This is a genomic window from Streptomyces sp. NPDC049887 (assembly GCF_040656535.1).
GTDB lineage: Bacteria > Actinomycetota > Actinomycetes > Streptomycetales > Streptomycetaceae > Streptomyces.
Genome location: NZ_JBFAMM010000030.1, coordinates 58745 through 80571 on the forward strand (window position 1 = coordinate 58745; position 21827 = coordinate 80571).

18 protein-coding genes and 1 pseudogene are annotated in these 21827 nt (G+C 73.0%); 12 read left to right on the forward strand and 7 right to left on the reverse strand.

All coding sequences use genetic code 11. The features are described from left to right. Positions 1-168: 168 nt before the first annotated feature. Entirely contained in the window at positions 169-870 is a 702-nt protein-coding gene (locus AB0J10_RS28575; RefSeq protein WP_363065414.1) for a hypothetical protein, read from the reverse strand. 342 nt (positions 871-1212) lie between these two features. Here AB0J10_RS28575 and AB0J10_RS28580 point away from each other — a divergent pair, with 342 nt between their 5' ends. Continuing rightward, positions 1213-1920 (forward strand): ElyC/SanA/YdcF family protein, encoded by a 708-nt coding sequence (locus tag AB0J10_RS28580; RefSeq protein WP_363065466.1) that lies wholly within the window; start codon positions 1213-1215, stop codon positions 1918-1920. 99 nt (positions 1921-2019) lie between these two features. After that, a complete protein-coding gene (locus AB0J10_RS28585) occupies positions 2020-4251 on the forward strand; it encodes a molybdopterin oxidoreductase family protein (protein WP_363065416.1) in 2232 nt (743 codons plus the stop codon). Between the two features lie 100 nt (positions 4252-4351). Here the strand turns inward: AB0J10_RS28585 and AB0J10_RS28590 are convergent, their stop codons facing one another. Beyond that, the gene (locus AB0J10_RS28590; RefSeq protein ID WP_363065418.1) at positions 4352-4780 is read right to left on the reverse strand and encodes a gamma-glutamylcyclotransferase family protein; all 429 of its coding nucleotides are present in this window, start codon (positions 4778-4780) and stop codon (positions 4352-4354) included. Beyond that, complete coding sequence (gene cutA, locus AB0J10_RS28595; RefSeq protein WP_363065468.1) at positions 4777-5091, reverse strand: divalent-cation tolerance protein CutA; 315 nt, start codon at positions 5089-5091, stop codon at positions 4777-4779. Before cutA ends, AB0J10_RS28590 begins: the two co-directional genes overlap by 4 nt. A gap of 275 nt (positions 5092-5366) precedes the next feature. Between cutA and soxR the strand changes: the two genes are divergently transcribed. The 4 genes and pseudogenes from soxR to AB0J10_RS28615 all read left to right on the forward strand — a co-directional run. After that, positions 5367-5822 carry a redox-sensitive transcriptional activator SoxR gene (gene soxR, locus AB0J10_RS28600; protein WP_363065420.1) on the forward strand — a complete coding sequence of 152 codons (456 nt, stop codon included), beginning with the start codon at positions 5367-5369 and terminating at the stop codon, positions 5820-5822. 112 nt (positions 5823-5934) lie between these two features. Then, positions 5935-6720 carry an aminotransferase class IV gene (locus tag AB0J10_RS28605; RefSeq protein WP_363065422.1) on the forward strand — a complete coding sequence of 262 codons (786 nt, stop codon included), beginning with the start codon at positions 5935-5937 and terminating at the stop codon, positions 6718-6720. A gap of 254 nt (positions 6721-6974) precedes the next feature. Continuing rightward, complete coding sequence (locus AB0J10_RS28610; protein ID WP_363065424.1) at positions 6975-7484, forward strand: hypothetical protein; 510 nt, start codon at positions 6975-6977, stop codon at positions 7482-7484. A gap of 133 nt (positions 7485-7617) precedes the next feature. Then, positions 7618-8220 (forward strand): annotated as a pseudogene (locus tag AB0J10_RS28615) (class F sortase); the annotation flags it as partial. A 120-nt stretch (positions 8221-8340) separates the two neighbouring features. Here the strand turns inward: AB0J10_RS28615 and AB0J10_RS28620 are convergent. Further along, positions 8341-9120 (reverse strand): TSUP family transporter, encoded by a 780-nt coding sequence (locus tag AB0J10_RS28620; RefSeq protein ID WP_363065426.1) that lies wholly within the window; start codon positions 9118-9120, stop codon positions 8341-8343. Between the two features lie 226 nt (positions 9121-9346). Here AB0J10_RS28620 and AB0J10_RS28625 point away from each other — a divergent pair, with 226 nt between their 5' ends. From AB0J10_RS28625 to AB0J10_RS28640, 4 genes are all read left to right on the forward strand, one after another. Next, positions 9347-10573 carry an FAD-dependent oxidoreductase gene (locus tag AB0J10_RS28625; RefSeq protein ID WP_363065428.1) on the forward strand — a complete coding sequence of 409 codons (1227 nt, stop codon included), beginning with the start codon at positions 9347-9349 and terminating at the stop codon, positions 10571-10573. A gap of 1 nt (position 10574) precedes the next feature. Beyond that, positions 10575-13085 (forward strand): nitrite reductase large subunit NirB, encoded by a 2511-nt coding sequence (gene nirB / locus AB0J10_RS28630; protein ID WP_363065430.1) that lies wholly within the window; start codon positions 10575-10577, stop codon positions 13083-13085. After that, positions 13082-13429 (forward strand): nitrite reductase small subunit NirD, encoded by a 348-nt coding sequence (gene nirD / locus AB0J10_RS28635; protein ID WP_363065432.1) that lies wholly within the window; start codon positions 13082-13084, stop codon positions 13427-13429. Before nirB ends, nirD begins: the two co-directional genes overlap by 4 nt. A gap of 352 nt (positions 13430-13781) precedes the next feature. Beyond that, positions 13782-14294: a DinB family protein gene (locus AB0J10_RS28640; RefSeq protein WP_363065434.1), complete on the forward strand. Its 513-nt coding sequence runs from the start codon at positions 13782-13784 to the stop codon at positions 14292-14294. A gap of 397 nt (positions 14295-14691) precedes the next feature. Here the strand turns inward: AB0J10_RS28640 and AB0J10_RS28645 are convergent, their stop codons facing one another. Then, entirely contained in the window at positions 14692-15099 is a 408-nt protein-coding gene (locus AB0J10_RS28645; protein WP_363065436.1) for a VOC family protein, read from the reverse strand. Positions 15100-15433: 334 nt separating this feature from the next. Here AB0J10_RS28645 and AB0J10_RS28650 point away from each other — a divergent pair, with 334 nt between their 5' ends. Both AB0J10_RS28650 and AB0J10_RS28655 read left to right on the forward strand, forming a co-directional pair. Continuing rightward, positions 15434-15997: a hypothetical protein gene (locus tag AB0J10_RS28650; protein WP_363065438.1), complete on the forward strand. Its 564-nt coding sequence runs from the start codon at positions 15434-15436 to the stop codon at positions 15995-15997. A 201-nt stretch (positions 15998-16198) separates the two neighbouring features. Then, complete coding sequence (locus AB0J10_RS28655) at positions 16199-17359, forward strand: alkaline phosphatase PhoX (protein ID WP_363065440.1); 1161 nt, start codon at positions 16199-16201, stop codon at positions 17357-17359. Here the strand turns inward: AB0J10_RS28655 and AB0J10_RS28660 are convergent. Both AB0J10_RS28660 and ppdK read right to left on the reverse strand, forming a co-directional pair. Next, positions 17325-18356: a winged helix-turn-helix domain-containing protein gene (locus tag AB0J10_RS28660; RefSeq protein ID WP_363065442.1), complete on the reverse strand. Its 1032-nt coding sequence runs from the start codon at positions 18354-18356 to the stop codon at positions 17325-17327. The genes AB0J10_RS28655 and AB0J10_RS28660 overlap by 35 nt on opposite strands. Positions 18357-18937: 581 nt before the next feature. Then, the gene (gene ppdK, locus AB0J10_RS28665; RefSeq protein ID WP_363065444.1) at positions 18938-21646 is read right to left on the reverse strand and encodes a pyruvate, phosphate dikinase; all 2709 of its coding nucleotides are present in this window, start codon (positions 21644-21646) and stop codon (positions 18938-18940) included. Positions 21647-21827 lie beyond the last annotated feature (181 nt).

A 21827-nucleotide genomic window follows, 5' to 3' on the forward strand; every position in this document is an offset into this window, starting at 1 on the left:
ACCGGAACCGGACCGACGCCACGCGCGCCGGCACCGGCACTGGCACCGGACCGACGCAACGCGCGCCGGGAACGGCACCGGAGACAAGGCAGACATCACGGGCGCGGGGAACGATGCCGGTCACAGGGCGACATCAGCGGCGCCGGGACCGGCACCGCTCCGGTGGCGTCAGCTTGCGAGCCAGACGCGCAGTTCGGGGCCGGGCACACAGCCCTGCCCGGCCGCCGCCTCCAGGTCCTCCCCGTGCTCGTAGCCGACGACGGGCATACCCGGCCAGAGGCGGGCGACGGTGGCGAGACACCCGGACCAGGCACGGTCCAGATCACCGTCCGCGGCGAAGACGTTCGAGAGGCCGACGACCGCCTCACTGCGGCTGACCACCGCTCCGGCGACCGTGCGGCTGCCACGGTCGGCGGTGCCGGCGAGGACGGTGACGCTACGGTCCGAGAGAAGCCCCGGACGGAAGAGTCCGGTCAGGGCCGTGTCGCCCCCGGACCACGCGGCCTCCCAGCGGTCGAGGTCCGGGGCGGACCGTACGGGGCGCCAGACGACGTCGTCGGGTGCGACCGGTGCGGCGAGCACGGCGGGACGGTGGATCCAGCGCGCCTGGATCGCCACGTCGAAACCGTCGGCCGAGAGGTCCAGCCGCCCGAAGCTGTCCTTGACCGAACAGCCCGTCCCCGTGAGGTCGATCGCTCCCAGCACATCGCGCTTCGTGGCGTCCGGGGCGAGGGTGACGGCGTCCGGGTAGAACGGCGGGGTGCGCCGCTCGCTCGTCCAGGCCCGGTCACCGAACACCCCGGGTATCCCGTGCGCACGGCACATCGCGTGGCACCACTCGGCATTGTTCCGGGCGGAGACAGTGATCATGGCTCGATCATGCCGCAATCTGTGGTGCACCGGCACCATGTCCCTTGGCGGAGGGAGCAGTTCGGCCTCGGTTTACGGCATCTGCAGGCGGCCTGCGCCCTTCCGATTGACGAGCCGGGGAGTTCTCCCGCTCACATCGCGCGGACGGAGCGAACCTTTGCGCTCCGCCGAACGTCGGAGGAGGTGAGCCGACGAACCAGGGGGTCATCGATGCGGAAGTTCCCGCCACGCGCGTTCCCGCCGCGCAGACTGCTGCCGCGCGGACTCACGCGGCGCGGATCTCTGCCGGGCAGGCGCCTGGGGCGCGGACCCGTGCCGGAGCGGCCTGCGCGGCGCCGGTCCCTGCCGGGCGGATCGGCGCCGAAGCGGCTGCTGGGCAGGCTCGTGCCCCGGACGCGGCGCGGGCAGCGGCGGACCGTGCAGGCGCTGATGCTCGCGTCGGTGATCGCGCTCGCCCCGGCGACCTGGACGCACGCGGTGGCCGACAGCCGCACCGGCACGGTCGCCGGCGCCCCCGAGCGCGAGGTCGCGCTGGTGTTCGGAGCCGGGCTGTGGAAGGGACGGCCGACCCCGTACCTCGCCCACCGGCTGGACACCGCCGCCGAGCTGTACCGCTCCGGCAAGGTCAAGGTCGTCCTGGTCACCGGCGACAACAGCAGGGCGGAGTACGACGAGCCGGACGCGATGCGCACATACCTCGTCCGGCAGGGTGTGCCGGACGGCCGGATCGTCAGCGACTACGCGGGCTTCGACACCTGGGACTCCTGCGTCCGCGCAAAGAAGATCTTCGGTGTCGACCGGGCCGTGCTGGTGACGCAGGACTTCCACATCAAGCGTGCCATCGCACTGTGCGACTCCGCGGGGATCGAGTCGTACGGCGTCGGCGTCGCCGAGCCCCACGACTCGGTCTGGTACTACGGCGGCGCGCGCGAGCTGTTCGCGGCGGGCAAGGCGGCGCTGGACGTCGCGCTCCGGCCGGACCCCCACTTCCTGGGGCCCGAGGAGACGGGCGTGACCGAGGCCCTGGCCGCGGCCGACACCGTGCCCTGAGCCGCTCACCGCGGCGCGCCCGGCCCGGGGAGGGCCGCGTACCGAGGCCGTAATGCTGCGGGCCCGCCGCCGTAACACGGACGACGCACGCTGGGGCGCATGTCCCACGCATCGGCCCCGGCGCCCGCCCCCGCCCTCGTCCCGACCCACTGCCCCTACTGCTCCCTGCAGTGCGGGATGAACCTGCGCGGGTCCGGGGAGACGGTCGAGGTCGTGGAGCGGGACGACTTCCCGGTCAACCGGGGCGCCCTGTGCGGCAAGGGCCGCACGGCACCCGCGGTGCTCTCCTCCCGGGTCAGGCTGACCGGGCCCCTGGTCCGACGCCCCGCCACAGGCAGGCTCGAGCCGGCCACCTGGGAGGAGGCCCTCCGCGTCACCGCCGACGGGCTGCGGCGCACCCGCACACGGCACGGGGCGGACGCGGTCGGCGTGTTCGGCGGCGGGGGCCTGACCAACGAGAAGGCGTACGCGCTGGGCAAGTTCGCGCGGGTCGTACTCGGCACCTCGCAGATCGACTACAACGGCCGGTTCTGCATGTCCTCGGCCGCGGCCGCCCACAACAAGGCGTTCGGGCTGGACCGGGGACTGCCGTTCCCGCTGGAGGACATCCCGCGCACCGGCTGTGTCGTCCTCGTCGGCTCGAACCTCGCCGAGACCATGCCGCCCGCGCTGCGCTACCTCACGGAGCTGAAGGCCAACGGCGGCCGCCTGATCGTCGTCGACCCGCGGCGTACGAGGACCGCCGAGCAGGCCGATCTGCACCTCGCGCCGCGCCCCGGCACCGACCTCGCACTCGCGCTCGGCCTGCTGCACCTGGTCGTGGCCCAGGGCCGCACCGACGAGGAGTTCATCCGGGAGCGCACGACCGGCTGGGAGGACGCCAGGGCGGCGGCGATGTCGCACTGGCCCGAGCTGGTCGAACGGATCACCGGCGTGGGCGTGCCCCAACTGCGGTCGGCGGTGGCCCTCTTCTGCGACGCGCCCAACGCGATGGTCCTCACCGCCCGCGGGCCGGAACAGCAGTCCAAAGGCACGGACACGGTCGGCGCCTGGATCAACCTCGCCCTCGCCACCGGCAACGCGGGCCGGCCGCTGGCCGGTTACGGCTGCCTCACCGGCCAGGGAAACGGCCAGGGCGGCCGGGAGCACGGCCAGAAGGCGGACCAGCTGCCCGGCTACCGCAAGCTCGACGACCCGGCTGCGCGTGCGCACGTGGCCGGGGTGTGGGGTGTCGACCCCGACTCGCTGCCGGGCCCCGGCCGGAGCGCGTACGAGCTGCTCGACGCTCTCGGCCGGGACGTACGGGCGCTGCTGCTGATGGGGTCCAACCCCGTGGTGTCCGCGCCCCGGGCCGCGCACGTGGAGGAACGGATCCGCTCGCTGGACTTCCTCGCCGTCGCGGACGTCGTGCTGTCGGAGACGGCGGAACTGGCCGACGTGGTCCTTCCGGTGACCCAGTGGGCGGAGGAGACGGGGACGACGACGAACCTGGAGGGCAGGGTGCTGCTGCGCCGCCGTGCGCTGACGCCGCCGCCGGGCGTGCGCAGCGATCTGGAGGTCGTGCACGGGCTCGCCGGGCTGCTGGGCCACGAGAAGGGCTTCCCCACGGACCCGGAGGAGGTCTTCGGGGAGCTGCGGCGCGCCTCCTCCGGCGGTCCCGCGGACTACGCGGGCATCAGCTACCGCAGGCTGGAGGAGGAGCAGGGCGTCTTCTGGCCCTGCCCGGAGGCGGACGGGCCGGTACAGGACACGAACGAGCCGGACGGACCGGCGCAGAACACGGCCGGACCGGTACAGGACACGAACGGGCCGGACGGACCGGTGCAGAACACGGCCGGGCCGGCGCACCGGCCCGCCGGGGACCCGCACCCGGGGACTCCTCGGCTGTTCCTCGACCGGTTCGCGACGCCCGACGGGCGGGCGAGGTTCGTGCCCGTGGTGCACAGGGAGGCCGCCGAGCCGACCGATGACGAGTACCCCGTCGTGCTGACGACCGGGCGGGTCGTGGCCCAGTACCAGTCCGGGGCGCAGACCCGAAGGGTCGACGAACTGAACGCGGCGGCCCCGGGTCCGTTCGTCGAGATGCATCCGCAGCTCGCGGCCCGGGTGGGGGTCGCGGACGGCGAGCCCGTGACGGTGGTGTCGCGCCGCGGGCGGGCGGTCGCTCCGGCCCGGGTGAGCGAGGCGATCCGCCCCGACACCGTGTTCATGCCCTTCCACTGGCCGGGCGCGGGCCGCGCCAACACGTTGACCAATCCCGCCCTCGACCCGACGTCGCGCATGCCGGAGTTCAAGGTCTGCGCGGTACGACTGGAACGGGCGGCGGGCTGACGGGGCCGCCCGGACGAGCCTGCCCGCGCGGGGCCCCGGAACCCGGAACCGGGCCGTGGTGCCGGCCCGTCCCGCGCGCCGGGACGGACGGTCCGCGGGGTCAGCCCCGTGCGAACCAGTCGCCTCCGGGGATGAGTGTGCCCTTCGCACGCAGTTCGCGTGCCACCGGTCCCGCCGCCACGTACACCCAGGCCGGTACGGTGCCCGACGCCGTGTGGACGTGGCGCTCGACCCGCACGTACAGATTGCGCGGGTCGCCGGGGCCGTAGAACTCCTCCAGGTGGTCGAGGACGGCTGTGAGCTCGCGGTGGCGTTCCGGCGCCGCGGTGACGAGTTCGCCGGTGACGACGCCGTCGCCCTCGATCGCGTACGGGTAGCCCGGACCCTCGTACAGGAGCGCGCCGCGCAGCCGGGCGGGTTCCTCGGCCGTGGTGCGCCCGCGCAGGAAGAGGTCGTGGTTGCGCTCGCCCGCACGCAGCGTGCCGTAGACGAAGAACGGCAGACGGGGCTCCCGGTGCCGGCCCGTCACGCCTGCTCCGCGGTCTCCGCGGCGATCCACGCCAGGTACCCCTCGCTTCCCCGCACGACCGGTGTCGCGATGATCTCGGGAGTGTCGTAGTCGTGGTGGGCCAGCAGATGCGCCTCCAGCGCGTCGTAGCGGTCCTCGGTGGTCTTGAGCAGGACCTGCCACTCCTCGCTGGTCTCGATGGCGTTCCGCCAGTGGTACACGGAGGTGACGGGCGCCGAGATCTGCGCGCAGGCGGCCAGCCTCGCCTCCACCGCGCCGCGCGCCAGCTCCTCGGCCTTCGCGGCGCTGTCGGTCGTGGTCAGTACGGTCATGGCCCGGGTCACGAACACTCCTCGTACGGCGCGGACGTGCCCGTCCGCGCGGTCTGCGCGCCCCGCCGGAGGACCGGGGTCACGGCCGTACGTCTACCACCCACCTCGCCCGGCGATCCAGTGCCGGCCCCGGCACGGGGCGGGACCCGCGTCGCCCCTCGGCCCCTGATGCGACGGCGGCGGCAGGACTCGGCGGCGGACGCCCGCGGGGTGAGCTCGACGCCGGCCGGCGCGATACCTGAACCGTTGTCGAAGTCGAACGATAGTCTGACGCCATGTCGCATCTCGCCCGGGAAGCCAGGGAAGCCACGGTCGGTGAGCTGGCGCAGCGCAGCGGTGTCGCCCCGTCCGCACTGCGTTTCTACGAGCGCGAGGGGCTCATCACCAGCCGCCGCACCGCCGGAAACCAGCGGCGCTACGGCAGGGACACGCTGCGCAGGGTCGCGTTCATCCGGACCTCGCAGCGGCTCGGCATTCCGCTGGCCACCATCCGCGAGGTGCTGGGGCTGCTGCCGGACGACCGCACGCCCACCCGGGAGGACTGGGCCCGGATCTCCGAGCGCTGGCGCGAGGACCTGGATGCGCGGATCCGTACGCTCCAGCGTCTGCGGGACAACCTCACGGACTGCGTCGGCTGCGGTTGTCTGTCGCTGGACCGCTGCGCGCTGTCCAACCCGGGTGACGAGCTGGCCGCGCACGGCCCCGGTCCCCGCCGGCTGATCGAGGACTGAGCGGCGGACGGGCCGGCCGTCCGGACCGCGTCCCGGACCGGAAGCCCGCAGGAGCACCGTCGCGGGCCGACCGCGCAGGAGCCCGTCCTGGCCCGGCCCTTAGGGTGGGCGGATGACGAATCCGCCGATCGTGCACATCGAGATCGACGGCCGGCCGGCGACCGGGCTGGATCCCGCCGTGATCCCGGTGTTCCAGGCCGCCTACGGGCACTTCACGGCGATGCAGGTGCGCGGCGGCCGGGCCCGGGGCCTGGCGCTGCACCTGGAACGGCTGGAGCACGGGACGCGCGAGCTGTTCGGCACGGACCTCGGCGGGGACCGGGTGCGGGCGCTGGTGCGCCAGGCGCTCGACGGGTCGGGCCGGGGCGACGCGGGCGTGCGGGTGTACGTGTACGGGCCGGCGACCGCCGGCGGCGCTCCGACGGTGGTGGTGACCGTGCGGGAGCCGAAGACCATGCCGGGGGCGCCCCGGAGCATGATGCCGGTGCCGTTCCTTCGGCCGGTCCCGCACATCAAGCACGCGGGCGGGGTCGGCCAGCCGTACTACGGGCGGGCCGCCGCGCTGGCGGGCTTCGACGACGCGCTGCTGACCGGCCCCGGCGGGGAGGTCGCGGAGGGCCACGTCGCCAATGTCGTCTTCTGGGACGGCACTTCGCTGGTCTGGCCGGACGCGCCGGCGCTGCGCGGGACCACGATGGCGCTGCTGCAGCGGCTGCTGCCGTACGAGCGGCGGGAGGTGCGGCTCGCGGACCTCGGCAGGTACCCGGCGGCGGTCCTGGTGAACTCACAGGGCCTCGCGCCCGTCCACCGGATCGGCACGACGGAGTTCGCCGTGGACGGGGAGCTGATGACCCGGCTGCGCGACGCCTACGGGGCGGTCCCGTGGGACGAGATCTGACGGCGGCCCGCGCGGCCTTCGCGCAGGGGGCGTCACTCGTTCGGCGCGGCTCCTCGAACCGCCCGGCCAATGGCGCAATCTCACCCCTGTGACCTGCGATGACGCTCCCGGACCAAGACGACACGCCGTACGGTTCGAGCGATTCTGATCGCCCATCAGCAGGCGTGGGGAGGGTCTGCGCCTTACCTCTTGAGGTGTAGGAACGGCCGCCGGCACCCGGTCCGGCGGCACCGGCCATCGCCCCGGAGGACGTCATGCGCACCACCGCCCGCCTGCTGGTCGGCCCCGCGCTCACGGCCGCCTGCGTCGGTGCGACGGCGCTCCCCGCCGCGTACGCGGCGGACCCCGGGACGCTGACCCTGACCCCCTCCAGCACCACCGCCGGTGCCGCCGTGACCGTGAGCACCACCGCGTGCGGCGAGCGCGGTCACGGCACGGGCGACGCCGGGGCGCTCGGCGCGGACGAGTTCGACCTGGTACCCGGCGCCCGCAAGGACGCCGCGGTCGGCAGGTTCACGGTGCCCGAGGACACCGAGCCCGGGACCTACACGGTCTCCGTGCTCTGCGACAACGGCAAGAAGGCCGCCGGGGACCTCGTGGTGCGGGCCCACGGGCACGAACCGAGCGGCCATGTGAAGACGGGAGTCGGCGGCAGCGTCGGCCCCGACATCACCCAGATCACGGCGGGGGTGGCCGTCCTGGCCGCGGCCGCCGTCGGCGGGACCTGGTTCCTGCGCCGTCGGGCGAGCGGCGCGCAGGGCTGACGGAGAGCGTTGGCGCTCGGCCTCCACCGTCCCTCGTACCGCCGTCCCCGCCCCCGTCACGCTTCGTCCGGCTGACGGGGGCGGGGAGTTTTCCCCTCCCGGAGCAGGCGTCCGAGGAGTCCCGGAGGAGCTCATGAAGACGAAGGGGCTGCTGCTGGCCGCGGCCGTCTGCGCCGGTGTGTGGCTGGTGCAGAACGGCGCCCGGCCCGTCACCCCGCCCGCCCCCTCCGCCGCCGAGGCCTTCGCCACCGGCCGGCACACGGACGCCGCCGCCCCTCCGCTGCCGCCGTCACCGCCGGTGCGGCTGCGCATCCCGCGGATCGCGGTGGACGCGCCCGTGACGCGCCTCGGACTGGCCCCCGACGACAGCCTCGAGGTGCCGCCCGCCGACGAGGGCGAGGTGGCCGGCTGGTACGGCGGCGGCACCACGCCGGGCGCCCGGGGCACCGCGATCGTCGCGGGCCACGTCGACGACGCCGACGGGCCCGCCGTCTTCTACAAGCTGGGCACGCTGAGCAGGGGCAACCGCATCGAGGTCCTGCGCGAGGACGGCCGCACGGCGGTCTTCACGGTCGACGCGGTCGAGGTGTACGAGAACGACGCCTTTCCCGACCGGAAGGTGTACGGGGCCGCGCGCAGGGCCGAACTACGGGTGATCACCTGTGGCGGCTCCTTCGACGAGAAGACCGGGTACGGAGGCAACGTGGTGGTCTTCGCCCATCTGGTCGGCGTCCGCGGAACGACCCGTTCCGCAAGGCCCGCCACGCCTCCGCCGGCCCGTCCAGCGCTCGCGGAACGAGCTGCTCCGCGAGATGGCCCGCCACACCTCGGCGCACCCGCCACGCCCGACCCGGCCCTACCCCGACCACTGGTCGAACGCGAGCTTCGCCACCAGTGAGAACACGACCACGAGCAGCACTCCGCGTACGAACCCCGCGCCCTTGCGGAGCGCCATCCGCGCGCCGAACATGCCGCCCGCCAGGTTGAACACCGCCATCAGCGCGGCCAGCCGCCACAGCACCGTCCCCTGGTAGGCGAACATCGCGAGCGCGCCGGCGTTGGTGCACACGTTGACGATCTTGGCGGTGGCGGAGGCCGCGACCAGGTCGAGATGGAGCACCGCGGTCAGGGCCAGCACCAGGAAGGTGCCGGTACCGGGCCCGAACAGGCCGTCGTAGAAACCGATCCCGCCGCCGACGAGGACGATCGCGGTGGCGATCCGGGCGCGGGTGACCGGCCCCCGGTCCGCACCGGTGCCGAAGGACGGGCGCAGCATGACGAACGCCGCGACGCCCAGCAGCACCACCATGATCACGGGCCGGAGCACCTCGCTGCTGATGCCCGCCGCGAAGAACGCCCCGCCCATCGAGCCGGCGAGCGCGGCGAGCCCGATCCGTACAGCCGTCCCCACCCGCACCGGCGCCTTGCGGACATAGGTGACCGCCGCGCCGGTCGTGCCGACGACGGCGACCGCCTTGTTGGTGCCGAGGATCTGAGCGGCGGGCATCTGCGGCATGCCGAGCAGCAGCGCCGGCAGGAGCAGGAGCCCCCCTCCGCCGACCACCGCGTCGATCCAGCCGGCCGCCGCGGCGGCCACACACAGGAGGACGAGGGTGGTCAGCGATATGTCGGGCATGGCCGCGACCCTACGGAGAAGATGCATGTGCCGTCCATCGATCCCGTGAGTCTTGAGCCACGTCTGAGGTTCGCGGGGCGGGAGCGGCCTGCCACCCCGGTGAACCGGGCAGCCGACCGCGCACCCGTGCCCCTCACACTGCGGCCGGGCGGACGCTGAGGGCAGTGTTCCGCATGGGAAACAAGCGGGATGCGAACGGGTAACACCCGCACCGCACGCTGCGTACATGGATTCGAGGATCGTGGTGATCGGCGCCGGGATGGCGGGCGCGCGGCTGGCGCGGCAACTCGCCCCGGCGTGCGACGTCACGCTGCTCGGCGAGGAGCCGCACGCCCCCTACAACAGGGTGCTGCTGGCCGAGGTCCTGGCCGGCCGGTACGGACCCGAGGTGATCGCGCTGCCGCCGGTCCCCGACGGTACGGCCGAGGTGCGGCGCGGGGTGCGGGCGGTACGGATCGACCGCGAGGCGCGGACCGTGCACTGCGCGGACGGCTCGTCGGTGGTGTACGACCGGCTGGTGCTGGCGACCGGGTCGAACCCGGTGCTGCCGCCGCTGCGCGGGCTCGACGGCGGGCTGCCGGACGGCGTCCACCCCTTCCGCACCCTCGACGACTGCCTGGCACTCGCGGCCGCGGCCCGGCCCGGCGGCCGGGCGGTCGTCGTCGGCGGCGGGCTGCTGGGCGTCTCCGCCGCGCGTGCGCTCGCGGAGCGGGGCGCGGACGTGGTCGTCGCCCACCAGGGTCCCACCCTGATGGACCGCCACCTCGACCCGGAGGCCGGCGGCCTGGTGCGCCACCACCTGGAGGGACTCGGGGTGGAGGTCCACACCGAGTGCCACGCCAGGGGGCTGCGCCACCACGGCGGGTCCGTCACCGGGGTCGAGCTCGCCGACGGCTTCGTCCTCGACGCCGACCAGGTCGTCCTCGCCTGCGGCGTCCGCCCCCGCACGGGCCTCGCCGCGGACGCGGGCCTCACGGTCCGCCAGGGCGTGGTCGTCGACGACACCCTGACCACGTCCGACCCGTACGTCCACGCCATCGGCGACTGCGCCGAACACGCGGGCACCGTCTACGGGCTGGCGACACCCGCCCTGGAACAGGCCGACGTGCTGGCGGCGGCCCTGACCGCCGCGACCGTACCGGGCCAGGGGCCGGGCGCCCCGCGCTACACCGGCACCCGGTCCCTCACCCGGCTCACCCTGGGCTCCGCCGGCGCCTTCGACGTCGCCGCCTTCGGGGAGCCCTCGCCGCGGCCCGGGGACGACGTCGTGCGGCTCGCGGACGCCACCCGCGGCGCCTACCGGAAGGTCGTCGTCCGTGGCGACCGGCTCGTCGGCGGCGTGCTCCTCGGAGACCTCGCCGCCGTCGGCGCGCTCGCCCGGGCCTGGGAGGGCGACGACCCACTCCCGGAAGCACCCCTGCTCCACCTGCTCACCACCGATGGAGGACTCTGAGATGACCACCCCCACGATCGTGCTCGTCGGCCACGGGATGGTCGGCCAGCACTTCCTGGAGGCCCTCGCGGAGCGCGGCGTCACCGGCCGCGCCCGGGTCGTCGTGCTGTGCGAGGAACCGCGCCCCGCCTACGACAGGGTCCAGCTCACCTCGTACTTCTCCGGCCGGACACCCGACGACCTCTCCCTCGTCGAGGACGGCTTCATGGCACGGCACGGCATCGAGCTCCACCTGGACGACCCGGCGGAGCACATCGACCGCGCCGCCCGCACGGTCACCTCGCGCGGCGGGCGGACGTTCACGTACGACACGCTCGTCCTGGCCACCGGCTCCTACCCGTTCGTGCCGCCCGTGCCGGGCCGCGACGCCGAGGGCTGCTTCGTCTACCGCACCATCGAGGACCTCCTGGCGATCGAGGAGTACGCCAAGAACTCCCGCACCGGCGTCGTCGTCGGCGGCGGACTCCTCGGTCTGGAGGCGGCCGGCGCGCTCAAGGGCCTGGGCCTGGACACCCACATCGTGGAGTTCGCGCCCCGGCTGATGCCGGTGCAGGTCGACGACGGCGGCGGCGCCGCGCTGCTGCGCACCATCGAGGGCATGGGCCTGGCCGTCCACACCGGCGTCGGCACCCAGGAGATCGTCGCCGACGGCCCCGCCGTCACCGGTATGAAGCTCTCCGACGGCTCGACGCTCGCCACCGACCTGGTGGTCTTCTCCGCCGGCGTGCGTCCCCGCGACCAGCTGGCCCGCGACACGGGCCTGGCCGTCGGCGAACGCGGCGGCATCGTCGTCGACGAGCGCTGCCGCACCTCCGACCCGGACGTGTACGCGATCGGCGAGTGCGCCCTCGCCTCGGACGGACGGGTCTACGGGCTCGTCGCGCCCGGCTACGACATGGCGAAGACCGTCGCCGACGTCCTCGCCGACCGCACCTCCGACAGCGCCTTCACCGGAGCCGACACCTCCACCAAACTGAAGCTCCTCGGCGTGGACGTGGCCTCGTTCGGCGACGCGCACGGCACGGCCGAGGGCTGCCTCGACGTCGTCTACTCCGACTCCCGCTCCGGGGTCTACAAGAAGCTGGTCGTCGGCGCGGACGGCGCCCTGCTCGGCGGCGTCCTCGTCGGCGACGCCGACTCCTACGGCATGCTCCGCCCGCTCACCGGCTCCGTACCGCCCGTGCCGCCGGAGCAGCTGGTGCTGCCCGCCGGAGCCGGGGCGCCCGTCGCGCTCGGCCCGTCCGCCCTGCCCGACGAGGCCGTGATCTGCTCCTGCCACAACGTCACCAAGGGCGAGATCTGCACCCACACCACCCTGCCCGAGGTGAAGAAGTGCACCAAGGCGGGCACGGGCTGCGGAAGCTGCGTCAAGGTCATCGGCCAGCTGCTGCCGCAGGCCGCCGACCAGGGCCTGTGCGGCTGCTTCTCCTACACCCGCAGCGAGCTGTACGAGATCGTCCGCACGCTCGGCCTCACCTCGTACGCCGAACTCCTCGACTCCCACGGGCGGGAGGATGCCCGCGGCGGCGACGGCTGCGAGACCTGCAAGCCCGCCGTCGGCTCGATCCTCGCCAGCCTCGGCAACGGCTACATCCTCGACGGCGAACAGGGCGCGCTGCAGGACACCAACGACCACTTCCTCGCCAACCTGCAACGCAACGGCTCCTATTCGATCGTGCCCCGCATCCCCGGCGGGGAGGTCACCCCCGAGAAGCTGATCGTGATCGGCGAGGTCGCCCGGGACTTCGGCCTCTACACCAAAATCACCGGCGGCCAGCGGATCGACATGTTCGGTGCCCGCGTGGACCAGCTCCCCGCGATCTGGACCCGCCTGGTGGACGCCGGCTTCGAGTCCGGCCACGCCTACGGGAAGTCCCTGCGCACGGTCAAGTCCTGTGTGGGGCAGACCTGGTGCCGCTACGGGGTCCAGGACAGCGTCCGGATGGCCATCGACCTGGAGCTGCGCTACCGGGGCCTGCGCGCCCCGCACAAGCTGAAGTCGGCGGTCTCGGGCTGCGCCCGCGAGTGCGCGGAGGCCCAGTCGAAGGACTTCGGCGTGATCGCCACCGCCAACGGCTGGAACCTGTACGTCGGCGGCAACGGCGGGGCCACCCCGCGCCATGCGGACCTGCTCGCCCAGGACCTGTCCGACGCCGAACTCGTCCGGCTCATCGACCGGTTCCTGATGTTCTACATCCGCACCGCGGACCGCCTGGAGCGCACCTCGGTCTGGCTGGAACGCCTGGAGGGCGGACTCGACCACCTGCGGGACGTCGTGGTGCACGACTCCCTCGGGCTGTGCGGCGAACTCGAGGCGATGATGGCCCGGCACGTGGCCGGCTACCGCGACGAGTGGGCCGAGACCCTCGACGACCCGGACCGGCTGCGCCGCTTCGTGTCGTTCGTGAACGCGCCGGACGCACCGGACCCGTCCGTGAGATTCGTCCCGGAACGGGACCAGATCAAGCCGGACCTCACCGTTCTCACCCTGGAAGGGACACCAGCACGATGACGATCCAGGACGCACCCCCGATCACGTTCCAGATCGAACTGGCCGGCACCTGGCTGCCCGTCTGCGAGATCACCCGGCTCACCCCGGGCCGCGGCATGGCCGCCCTCCTCCCCGACGGGCGTCAGGCCGCGATCTTCCTGGACCGCGCGGGGACACCGTACGCGATCGACAACCGCGACCCGTTCACCGGCGCCCAGGTCCTGTCCCGGGGCCTGGTGGGCACCGCGGACGGGCGGGCGTTCGTCGCCTCCCCGCTGCTGAAGCAGCGGTTCGACCTCGCGACGGGCCGCTGCCTGGACGACGACGAGGTGTCGGTGCGCGCGTTCGCGGTGCGCTGGGCCTGACGACACGGGGGCCGGCCGCGGCGCGAACCGGCGGCGCGGTGCGTGTCGGCGGGCGACGAGCCTTCCGGGCGCGGGGCGGGACGCACACGGCGGGGCCCGGCGGCACGACGGGGGGGCCGGGCCGCCGGCCCCGCCGCCCGGGGCGCGCGCCGGCCCACGGGCAACACCCGCCCGCGGAACGAGAACCCCCACCGACCGGGGGCGACACCCCTCCGCGGGACGAGAACCCGCACCGACCGGAAGGAGGCGCACAGGCGCTGGGCCCGGACCCGCGTCCGCCGGGCGGGAACCTCCGCCCGCCGGGGGGTAATCGGGGTGCGGCCCGCAGCCGTCCTCCACTACCGTCGCGCCCATGACGCCTCCCCGGGTACGTCCCCCCTTCGTGGCAGACGAGCGGACCCAGCTGGTCGGCTGGCTCGACATGCAGCGCGCGATCGTCCACTACAAGTGCGAGGGCCTCGCGGAAGCGGACGCCCATCGGTCCGTCCTGCCGACCTCGCCCCTGATGACGGTGGCGGGCGTCATCTCCCACCTGCGCTGGACCGAGAACGCCTGGTTCGAGGTCCTCTTCCTCGGCCGGCCCGCCGACGGCCCGCAGTTCGCCGAGTCGCCGGAGGACGCCGACATGCGGGTCGAGGGCGTCCCGCTGGCACGGCTGCTCCAGGACTACGAGCGGCAGTGCGCGATCTCGAACGAGATCGTCGCGGCCCACTCGCTCGACGAGACCGGCCGGCACCCCGACTACAAGTCGTCCGCCGCCTCCCTGCGCTGGATGCTGATCCACATGGTGGAGGAGACCGCCCGACACGCCGGTCACCTGGACACCGTCCGGGAACTGCTCGACGGGGAGAAGGGCTACTACTGACCGCCCGCCCGGCCGGGGGCCGCCGAAGGGCCGAGGCAGCTCCCGCCCGCGGGGGCGGAGAGCGGGCGGAACCCGTGCGGTCCGTCGGCGACGCCGGCGTCATGGCCCTGCCCTACGGGCGGACACCGGACGGCTCGCGTAGGCCGGCAACCGGCTTCTTCGCCCGGTCCGGCGGCGGGCTCCCGGCGGGCGCTGCCGACGCCGTTGCGCGGCGACGGCCCCGGCGGGCGCCCCGACTCGCCCGACGGGCCGCGGCTGCTGGACCGGCGGGGCGCGCCCGCCGGGTGCCGGTGCGGGCTGTGGACGCCGGCCGGGGTCGCCGGTGAGCGGCTCCGGATGGCCGCCTAGCAGCTCACCGGCGTGACGTACCACGACGTCGAGGGGCGCCAAGGCCGGGCTACCGGCCCTCGACGGCCTTCTCGTCCATCCAGACGACCTCCCAGATGTGGTTGTCAGGGTCCTGGAAGGAACGGCCGTACATGAAGCCGTGGTCCTGCGGCTCGTTCGCCGGCGAGCCACCGGCCGCGAGGGCCGCGTCGGTCAGCTCGTCGACCTTCTCACGGCTCTCGGCGCTCAGCGCGACGATCACCTCGGTGCTGGAGGCGGCGTCGGCGACGTCCTTCCTGGTGAAGTCCTTGAACCGGGCCTCGGTCAGCAGCATCGCGAAGATGGAGTCACTGATGACCATGCAGGCGGCGGTCTCGTCGGTGAACCGGGGGTTGAAGGTGTAACCGACCGCCTCCCAGAAGGCCTTAGACGCGTCGAGGTCCTTCACCGGCAGGTTCACGAAGATCATCTGGGTCATGGCGGATGCCTCTCTCATGGTCGTCGTCGCGCCCGGGGGCGTCGTCTGTCGTGGGGGTGGACCCGGGGCGTGCGCCGGACTCATCGCCGTGGCGGGAACTTTTTCCGGAGTCAGCACATCCGTTTCGTCGGGCGCGCCGGGCGGGGCGGGTGCACCCGGCCGTCCGGCCCGGGCGACCGTCGTTCCGTGTCGCGGGCGGCGCGCCACCGCCGCACCGCCCACCCGGGAGCGCCCGGGCAGCGGGCGGACGGAGCGGGCCCGGGACGCCGGGTGCACTCCGGGCCCGCGCGTGCGGTATCCCGGCCCCCGTACACCTGCGCGGTACCGTCGACCCATGGGCACCGCGGGCAAGAAGATCACCGAGAGGCTGTCGGGGCAGGCCCTGCACCAGGCCACCGGGAAGGACTGGGACGGCTGGTTCGCCCTCCTCGACTCCTGGGGCGCCACCGGCCACGACCACGCCGCCATCGCCCGGCATCTGGTCGGCGCCCACGGGGTTCCCGGCTGGTACGCGCAGTCGATCACCGTGGGGTACGAGCAGGAGCGCGGCATGCGGGCCGTCGGGCAGGGATCCGGCGGCGGCTGGCAGGCCTCGGGCAGCAGGACGGTCGGCGTCCCCGCGCGTCTCGTCAACCCGTGGTTCGCCGACGACGCCCTGCGCCCCCGCTGGCTCCCCGAGGGCGAGTTCACCCTCCGGACCCACCGGCCCGGCAGGTCGGTGACCGCCGACTGGGACGGCGGCGCCAGCCGCATCGCGGTGCACCTCACCGCCAGGAGTGAGCAGAGGACGCGGATCGGCCTCAGCCACACCGGGCTTCCCGACGGCGACGCGGTGGCGGCGTACAAGGCGTTCTGGAAGGAGCGTCTGGCCGACCTCAAGGAACTGCTCGAGAGCTGAACCACCGGGCCGTGCCGCCGTCCGGCAGGCGTCGGAGGTCGGCGTGGCGCGATGCCGCCGTTCGCCCCGCCCCGTCCGTGACGCCTCCACGTCACCCGTCGTTGACGCTGTGTCAACTCCTCACTTCTATGGTCCGTTGGCGCGCGACCCCGGCCCGCCGCCCGGCGGGCGGGGCAGTCACGACTTCCCCCTGGAGTGACAGTGGAACGACGCAGCTTCCTGCGCGGAGCGGTCATCGGCACGTCCGCGGCGGCCTTCGGCTTCACGCTGTGGCAGGGTGCCGCCTCCGCGGCCCCGGCCCAGCCCGGCACCGGGCCGTACGGGGCGCTCGGCGCGGCCGACGCCAACGGCATCCGGCTGCCGGCCGGATTCACCAGCAGGGTGATCGCCCGGTCCGGGCAGAAGGTCGCCTCCACCTCGTACACCTGGCACAACGCCCCCGACGGCGGGGCCTGTTTCGCCGACGGCTCCGGCTGGATCTATGTGTCCAACTCGGAGATCAACCCCTCCGGCGGGGCGAGCGCGGTCCGGTTCTCCTCGGCGGGCGCGATCACCGGGGCCTACCGGATCCTGTCGGGCACCCGCACCAACTGCGCGGGCGGGAAGACCCCGTGGAACACCTGGCTGTCGTGCGAGGAGGTCAGCCTCGGCTATGTCTACGAGACCGACCCGTGGGGCGTGCAGGCCGCGGTCCGCCGCGACGCCATGGGCCGGTTCAAGCACGAGGCCGCGGCCGCCGACCCGGTCCGCAAGGCGGTGTACCTGACCGAGGACGAGAGCAACGGCTGCCTCTACCGCTTCCTCCCCACGACCTGGGGCGACCTGTCCTCGGGCACCCTCCAGGTGCTGGTCGCCGGAACCGCGACCTCCGGATCGTTCAGCTGGGCGAACGTGCCCGACCCGGACGGCTCCCCCACCGCGACCCGCAGCCAGGTGTCCGGAGCGAAGAGGTTCAACGGCGGGGAGGGCTGCCACTACGCCAACGACACCGTCTGGTTCACCACCAAGGGCGACAACCGTCTCTGGCAGCTCAACCTCGCCGACGGCACCTATGAACTCGCCTACGACGACTCGCTGGTGACGGGCGGCTCGGCCCCGCTCACCGGCGTGGACAACGTCACCGGCTCGTCCTCCGGCGATCTGTTCGTCGCGGAGGACGGCGGCAACATGGAGATCTGCCTCATCACCCCCGACGACATCGTCGCGCCGTTCCTGCGGATCAGCGGCCAGTCCGGCTCGGAGATCACCGGACCGGCCTTCTCCCCGGACGGGCAGCGGCTGTACTTCTCCAGCCAGCGCGGCACCAGCGGCAGCTCGTCGGGCGGCATCACCTACGAGGTGACGGGACCGTTCCGGGCGTAAGCACCCCCGGCGGCTCCGGATCACGCTGGGCGCGGCCCCTCAGCAGGGCCGTGCCCAGCGGCGTCATCGTGTGCAGCACCGCGTTCCCGTTCCGCAGCGTGACCACGAGCCCGGCCTCCCGAAGCACGCACGCGTGCTGGCTGGCGGAGGCGAGCGACACCCCCGCCCGGCGGGCGAGTTCGCTCGTCGTGCAGCCGCTGCCGATGGACTGCAGCACCGCCGAGCGGGTGTGCCCCACCAGCCGGCCCAGCGACAGCCCGTCCCGCTCCCACGTCACCGGGGACCCGGTGTGCGTCACGGGATAGACCAGCACCGGCGGCAGGTCCGGGTCCCGGCGGACGACGGGCGTGCCGCGGCAGAAGTACGACGGCTGCAGCAGCAGCCCGCGCCCCTCCAGCCGCAGTTCGCGGTCCACCGGGTAGTCGGCCTCCAGCACCGGCGCCCGCCAGCGCAGCATCGGCGGCAGGGAGGCCAGCAGCTCGTCCGCTCCCCCGTCGAGCAGGGCCCGGCCGCGCACGGCGCGATCGGCCTCGACCGCGGCCTGTACGTGCGGCCAGTACGGCTCGATCGCCGACCGGTGGTAGCTGCGCAGTGCCCCCACGAGTCGGTCCATCGGCCCGTCCGCGCCCTCGGCCAGCCCGGCGAGCCGGCCCGTGAGCACGGAGTGCGGCCGCTCCGCGGCGAGCAGCGCCAGCTCGGCGCCGAGCCTGCGCACCGGGGTGGCGCGCACCGCCTCCAGGCCCTCCTCCAGACCCTCCAGTGCCTCGGGTGGGGTAAGGAAGTCCGGGAAATAGCCTCGCTGCGGAACGAGGGCCGCGAGGAGCCGTGTTTCACCGTTCAGCCGGGCCCGGGTTTCCGTCCGCCATTCCCCGAAGACGGTGGCGCCGCGCCTGTCCCGTAAACGGTGGAAACTCAGAATCGCTTCCCACAAAACGTCCGGTCTGGCCGCCATCCGCACCCTGGCGAGGTCTTCACCGGTGAAGTGGATTCGCAGCACGGAACCCCCACTGTTGCATCCGCAATCGCCCCCGTCACTGAGTATGCATGCAATCACAGGACGTTACCACGGTGTTTCAGCCACAGTTGAAACGCATCGCGCAACAGGGTGGTCAACCGAAAAGCTGTACGACGTCGGGCACGAAACCTTCGGGTACCGAGGGGCGTAGGCAAAGACCGTGGGGGGCTTTCCGCGCCTGGCGGCGGTCGGCGGAGGTTGCGGCTCCGTGTCCGGCATCGGTAATGGGGCGCGGCCGGCGGGTGGGGATCCGTCGACCGCGCCCCGCCTGTTCTTTGCTCAACGAATGGCGAAAATCAAGCTCCCGTTAAATCGTGCTACTGGTCCGTCATTCAACAGGGCCGTCGGCGTCAGGCCCGCCGCGCCAGGACCCACCCGCAACAGGAATCGCCAAAAGGAAACGAGCGGGACGGACACCTCCGCACAAGGTGCCCGTCCCGCTCGTCCCTCGGTGCACCGGGACCGCCGGCCGGTCGGTGAGGGTCGGGGACCACCGACGGCCCCGGGTTCAGGGGGCGGGAATCAGCGCCGCCGACGGCCTCCGCCGACGGCGCTCGCTCCCGTCAGCGGCTGTCGCTCCCGGAGGACTGCGCCGCCGCGCGGCCCGCCTCCAGACGGGCCACGGGGATCCGGAACGGTGAGCAGGAGACGTAGTCCAGGCCCACCTCGTGGAAGAAGTGCACCGACTCCGGGTCACCGCCGTGCTCACCGCAGACGCCGAGCTTCAGGTCCGGGCGGGTGGCCCGGCCGGCCGCCGCCGCGTTGCGCACCAGCGAACCGACACCGTCCTTGTCGATCGTCTCGAAGGGGCTGACGCCGAAGATGCCCTTCTCCAGGTAGGCCGTGAAGAAGCTCGCCTCCACGTCGTCCCGGCTGAAGCCCCACACGGTCTGGGTGAGGTCGTTCGTGCCGAAGGAGAAGAACTCGGCCGCCTCCGCGATCTGGGCGGCGGTCAGCGCGGCACGAGGCAGCTCGATCATCGTGCCCAGCGCCAGCCTCAGCTCCACGCCGGTCCTCGCCTCGACCTCCGCGATGACCTCCTCGGCCTCCTCGCGGACGATCTCCAGCTCCTGGACCGTGCCCACCAGCGGGATCATGATCTCGGCACGCGGGTCGCCCTTGGCGTTCCTCCGCTCCGCCGCGGCCTCCGCGATGGCCCGCACCTGCATGGTGAACAGACCGGGGATGACCAGACCGAGACGGACGCCGCGCAGGCCCAGCATCGGGTTCTGCTCGTGCAGCCGGTGCACCGCCTGCAGCAGGCGCAGGTCGTTCTCGTTGGCGTCCTTGCGGGCCTCAGCGAGCGCCACCCGCACCGACAGCTCGGTGATGTCCGGCAGGAACTCGTGCAGCGGCGGGTCCAGCAGCCGCACCGTCACCGGCAGCCCGTCCATCGCCTCGAAGAGCTCGACGAAGTCCTTCTTCTGCAGCGGCAGCAGCGCCTTCAGCGCCTCCTCGCGCTCGTCGTCGGTGTCGGCGAGGATCAGCTTCTCGACCATCTCACGGCGCTCACCGAGGAACATGTGCTCGGTGCGGCACAGCCCGATGCCCTGCGCACCGAAGCGGCGGGCGCGCAGCGCGTCCTCGGCGTTGTCGGCGTTGGCCCGTACCCGCAGCCGGCGCACCCGGTCCGCGTAGGCCATGATCCGGTGCACGGCCTGGACCAGCTCGTCGGCGTCGTCGGCACCCGCGTGCATCCGGCCCTCGAAGTACTCCACCACCGGCGACGGTACGACCGGGACCTCGCCGAGGTACACCTTGCCGGTGGAACCGTCGATGGAGACGACGTCGCCCTCCTCCACGACCGTGCCGTTCACCGTCATCCGGCGGCGCTTGGTGTCGACCTCCAGCTCCTCGGCGCCGCAGACACAGGTCTTGCCCATGCCGCGGGCGACGACGGCCGCGTGGGAGGTCTTGCCGCCGCGGGAGGTCAGGATGCCCTCGGCCGCGATCATGCCGTCGAGGTCGTCCGGGTTGGTCTCACGGCGGATCAGGATGACCTTCTCGCCGGAACGGGACCACTTGACGGCCGTGTAGGAGTCGAAGACCGCCTTGCCGACCGCCGCGCCCGGGGAGGCGGCGATGCCCCGGCCGAGCTTCTCGACCTGGGCGGTCTCGTCGAAGCGGGGGAACATCAGCTGCGCGAGCTGCGCGCCGGTGACGCGCTGGAGCGCCTCGGCCTCGTCGATGAGGCCCTGGTCCACGAGCTGGGTGGCGATCCGGAAGGCGGCACCCGCGGTGCGCTTGCCGACCCGGGTCTGCAGCATCCACAGCTGGCCGCGCTCGATGGTGAACTCGATGTCGCACAGATCCTTGTAGTGCGTCTCGAGCGTCTCCATGATCTGCATCAGCTGGTCGTACGACTTCTTGTCGATCGACTCCAGATCCGCGAGCGGCACGGTGTTGCGGATACCGGCGACGACGTCCTCACCCTGCGCGTTCTGCAGGTAGTCGCCGTACACGCCCTGGTGGCCGGAGGCGGGGTCGCGGGTGAAGGCGACACCGGTGCCGGAGTCCGGGCCGAGGTTGCCGAAGACCATGGAGCAGACGTTGACCGCGGTGCCGAGGTCATGCGGGATGCGCTCCTGACGGCGGTAGAGCTTCGCCCGGTCGCCGTTCCAGGAGTCGAAGACGGCCTTGATGGCCAGGTCCATCTGCTCGCGCGGGTCCTGCGGGAAGTCGCGGCCGGTCTCGGACTTGACGATCTTCCTGAACTGCTTGACCAGCTTCTTCAGGTCGGAGGCGTCCAGGTCGGTGTCGACCGTGACCTTCTTGGCCTCCTTGGCCCCCTCCAGGGCGTCCTCGAACAGCTCGCCGTCGACGCCGAGGACGGTCTTGCCGAACATCTGGATGAGCCGGCGGTAGGAGTCCCACGCGAAGCGGTCGTCGCCGGCCTGCTTGGCGAGGCCCTCCACCGACGTGTCGGACAGACCGATGTTCAGGACGGTGTCCATCATGCCGGGCATGGAGAACTTGGCGCCGGAACGCACGGACACCAGCAGCGGGTCGTCGGCCTGGCCCAGCTTCTTGCCCATGCGCTGCTCCAGCGCGTCGAGGTGCGCACTCACCTCGTCACGCAGTGCCGCGGGCTCCTCACCACTGTCGAGGTAGACCTTGCAGGCCTCGGTGGTGATGGTGAAGCCCGGGGGGACGGGCAGACCGAGGTTGGTCATCTCGGCGAGGTTCGCACCCTTGCCACCGAGGAGGTCCTTGAGGTCCTTGTTGCCCTCGGTGAAGTCGTAGACGAACTTCTGATCTTTGTTTTCCGACACGGGTCTCGACTCCTCGAGGACTCGGTGGCTGCCCTGACGGCGAGGAACATACCCAGATCGAAGGCACCTGGGTACGTCCACTTGTTTGTCATTCGGCCGTAACCACCCGTCCGCCAGCAGATCGCAGGTTACCGATGCGTCAAGCCGGTGCCCTTCGCACCTTCACCCCTCGAAGAGCACT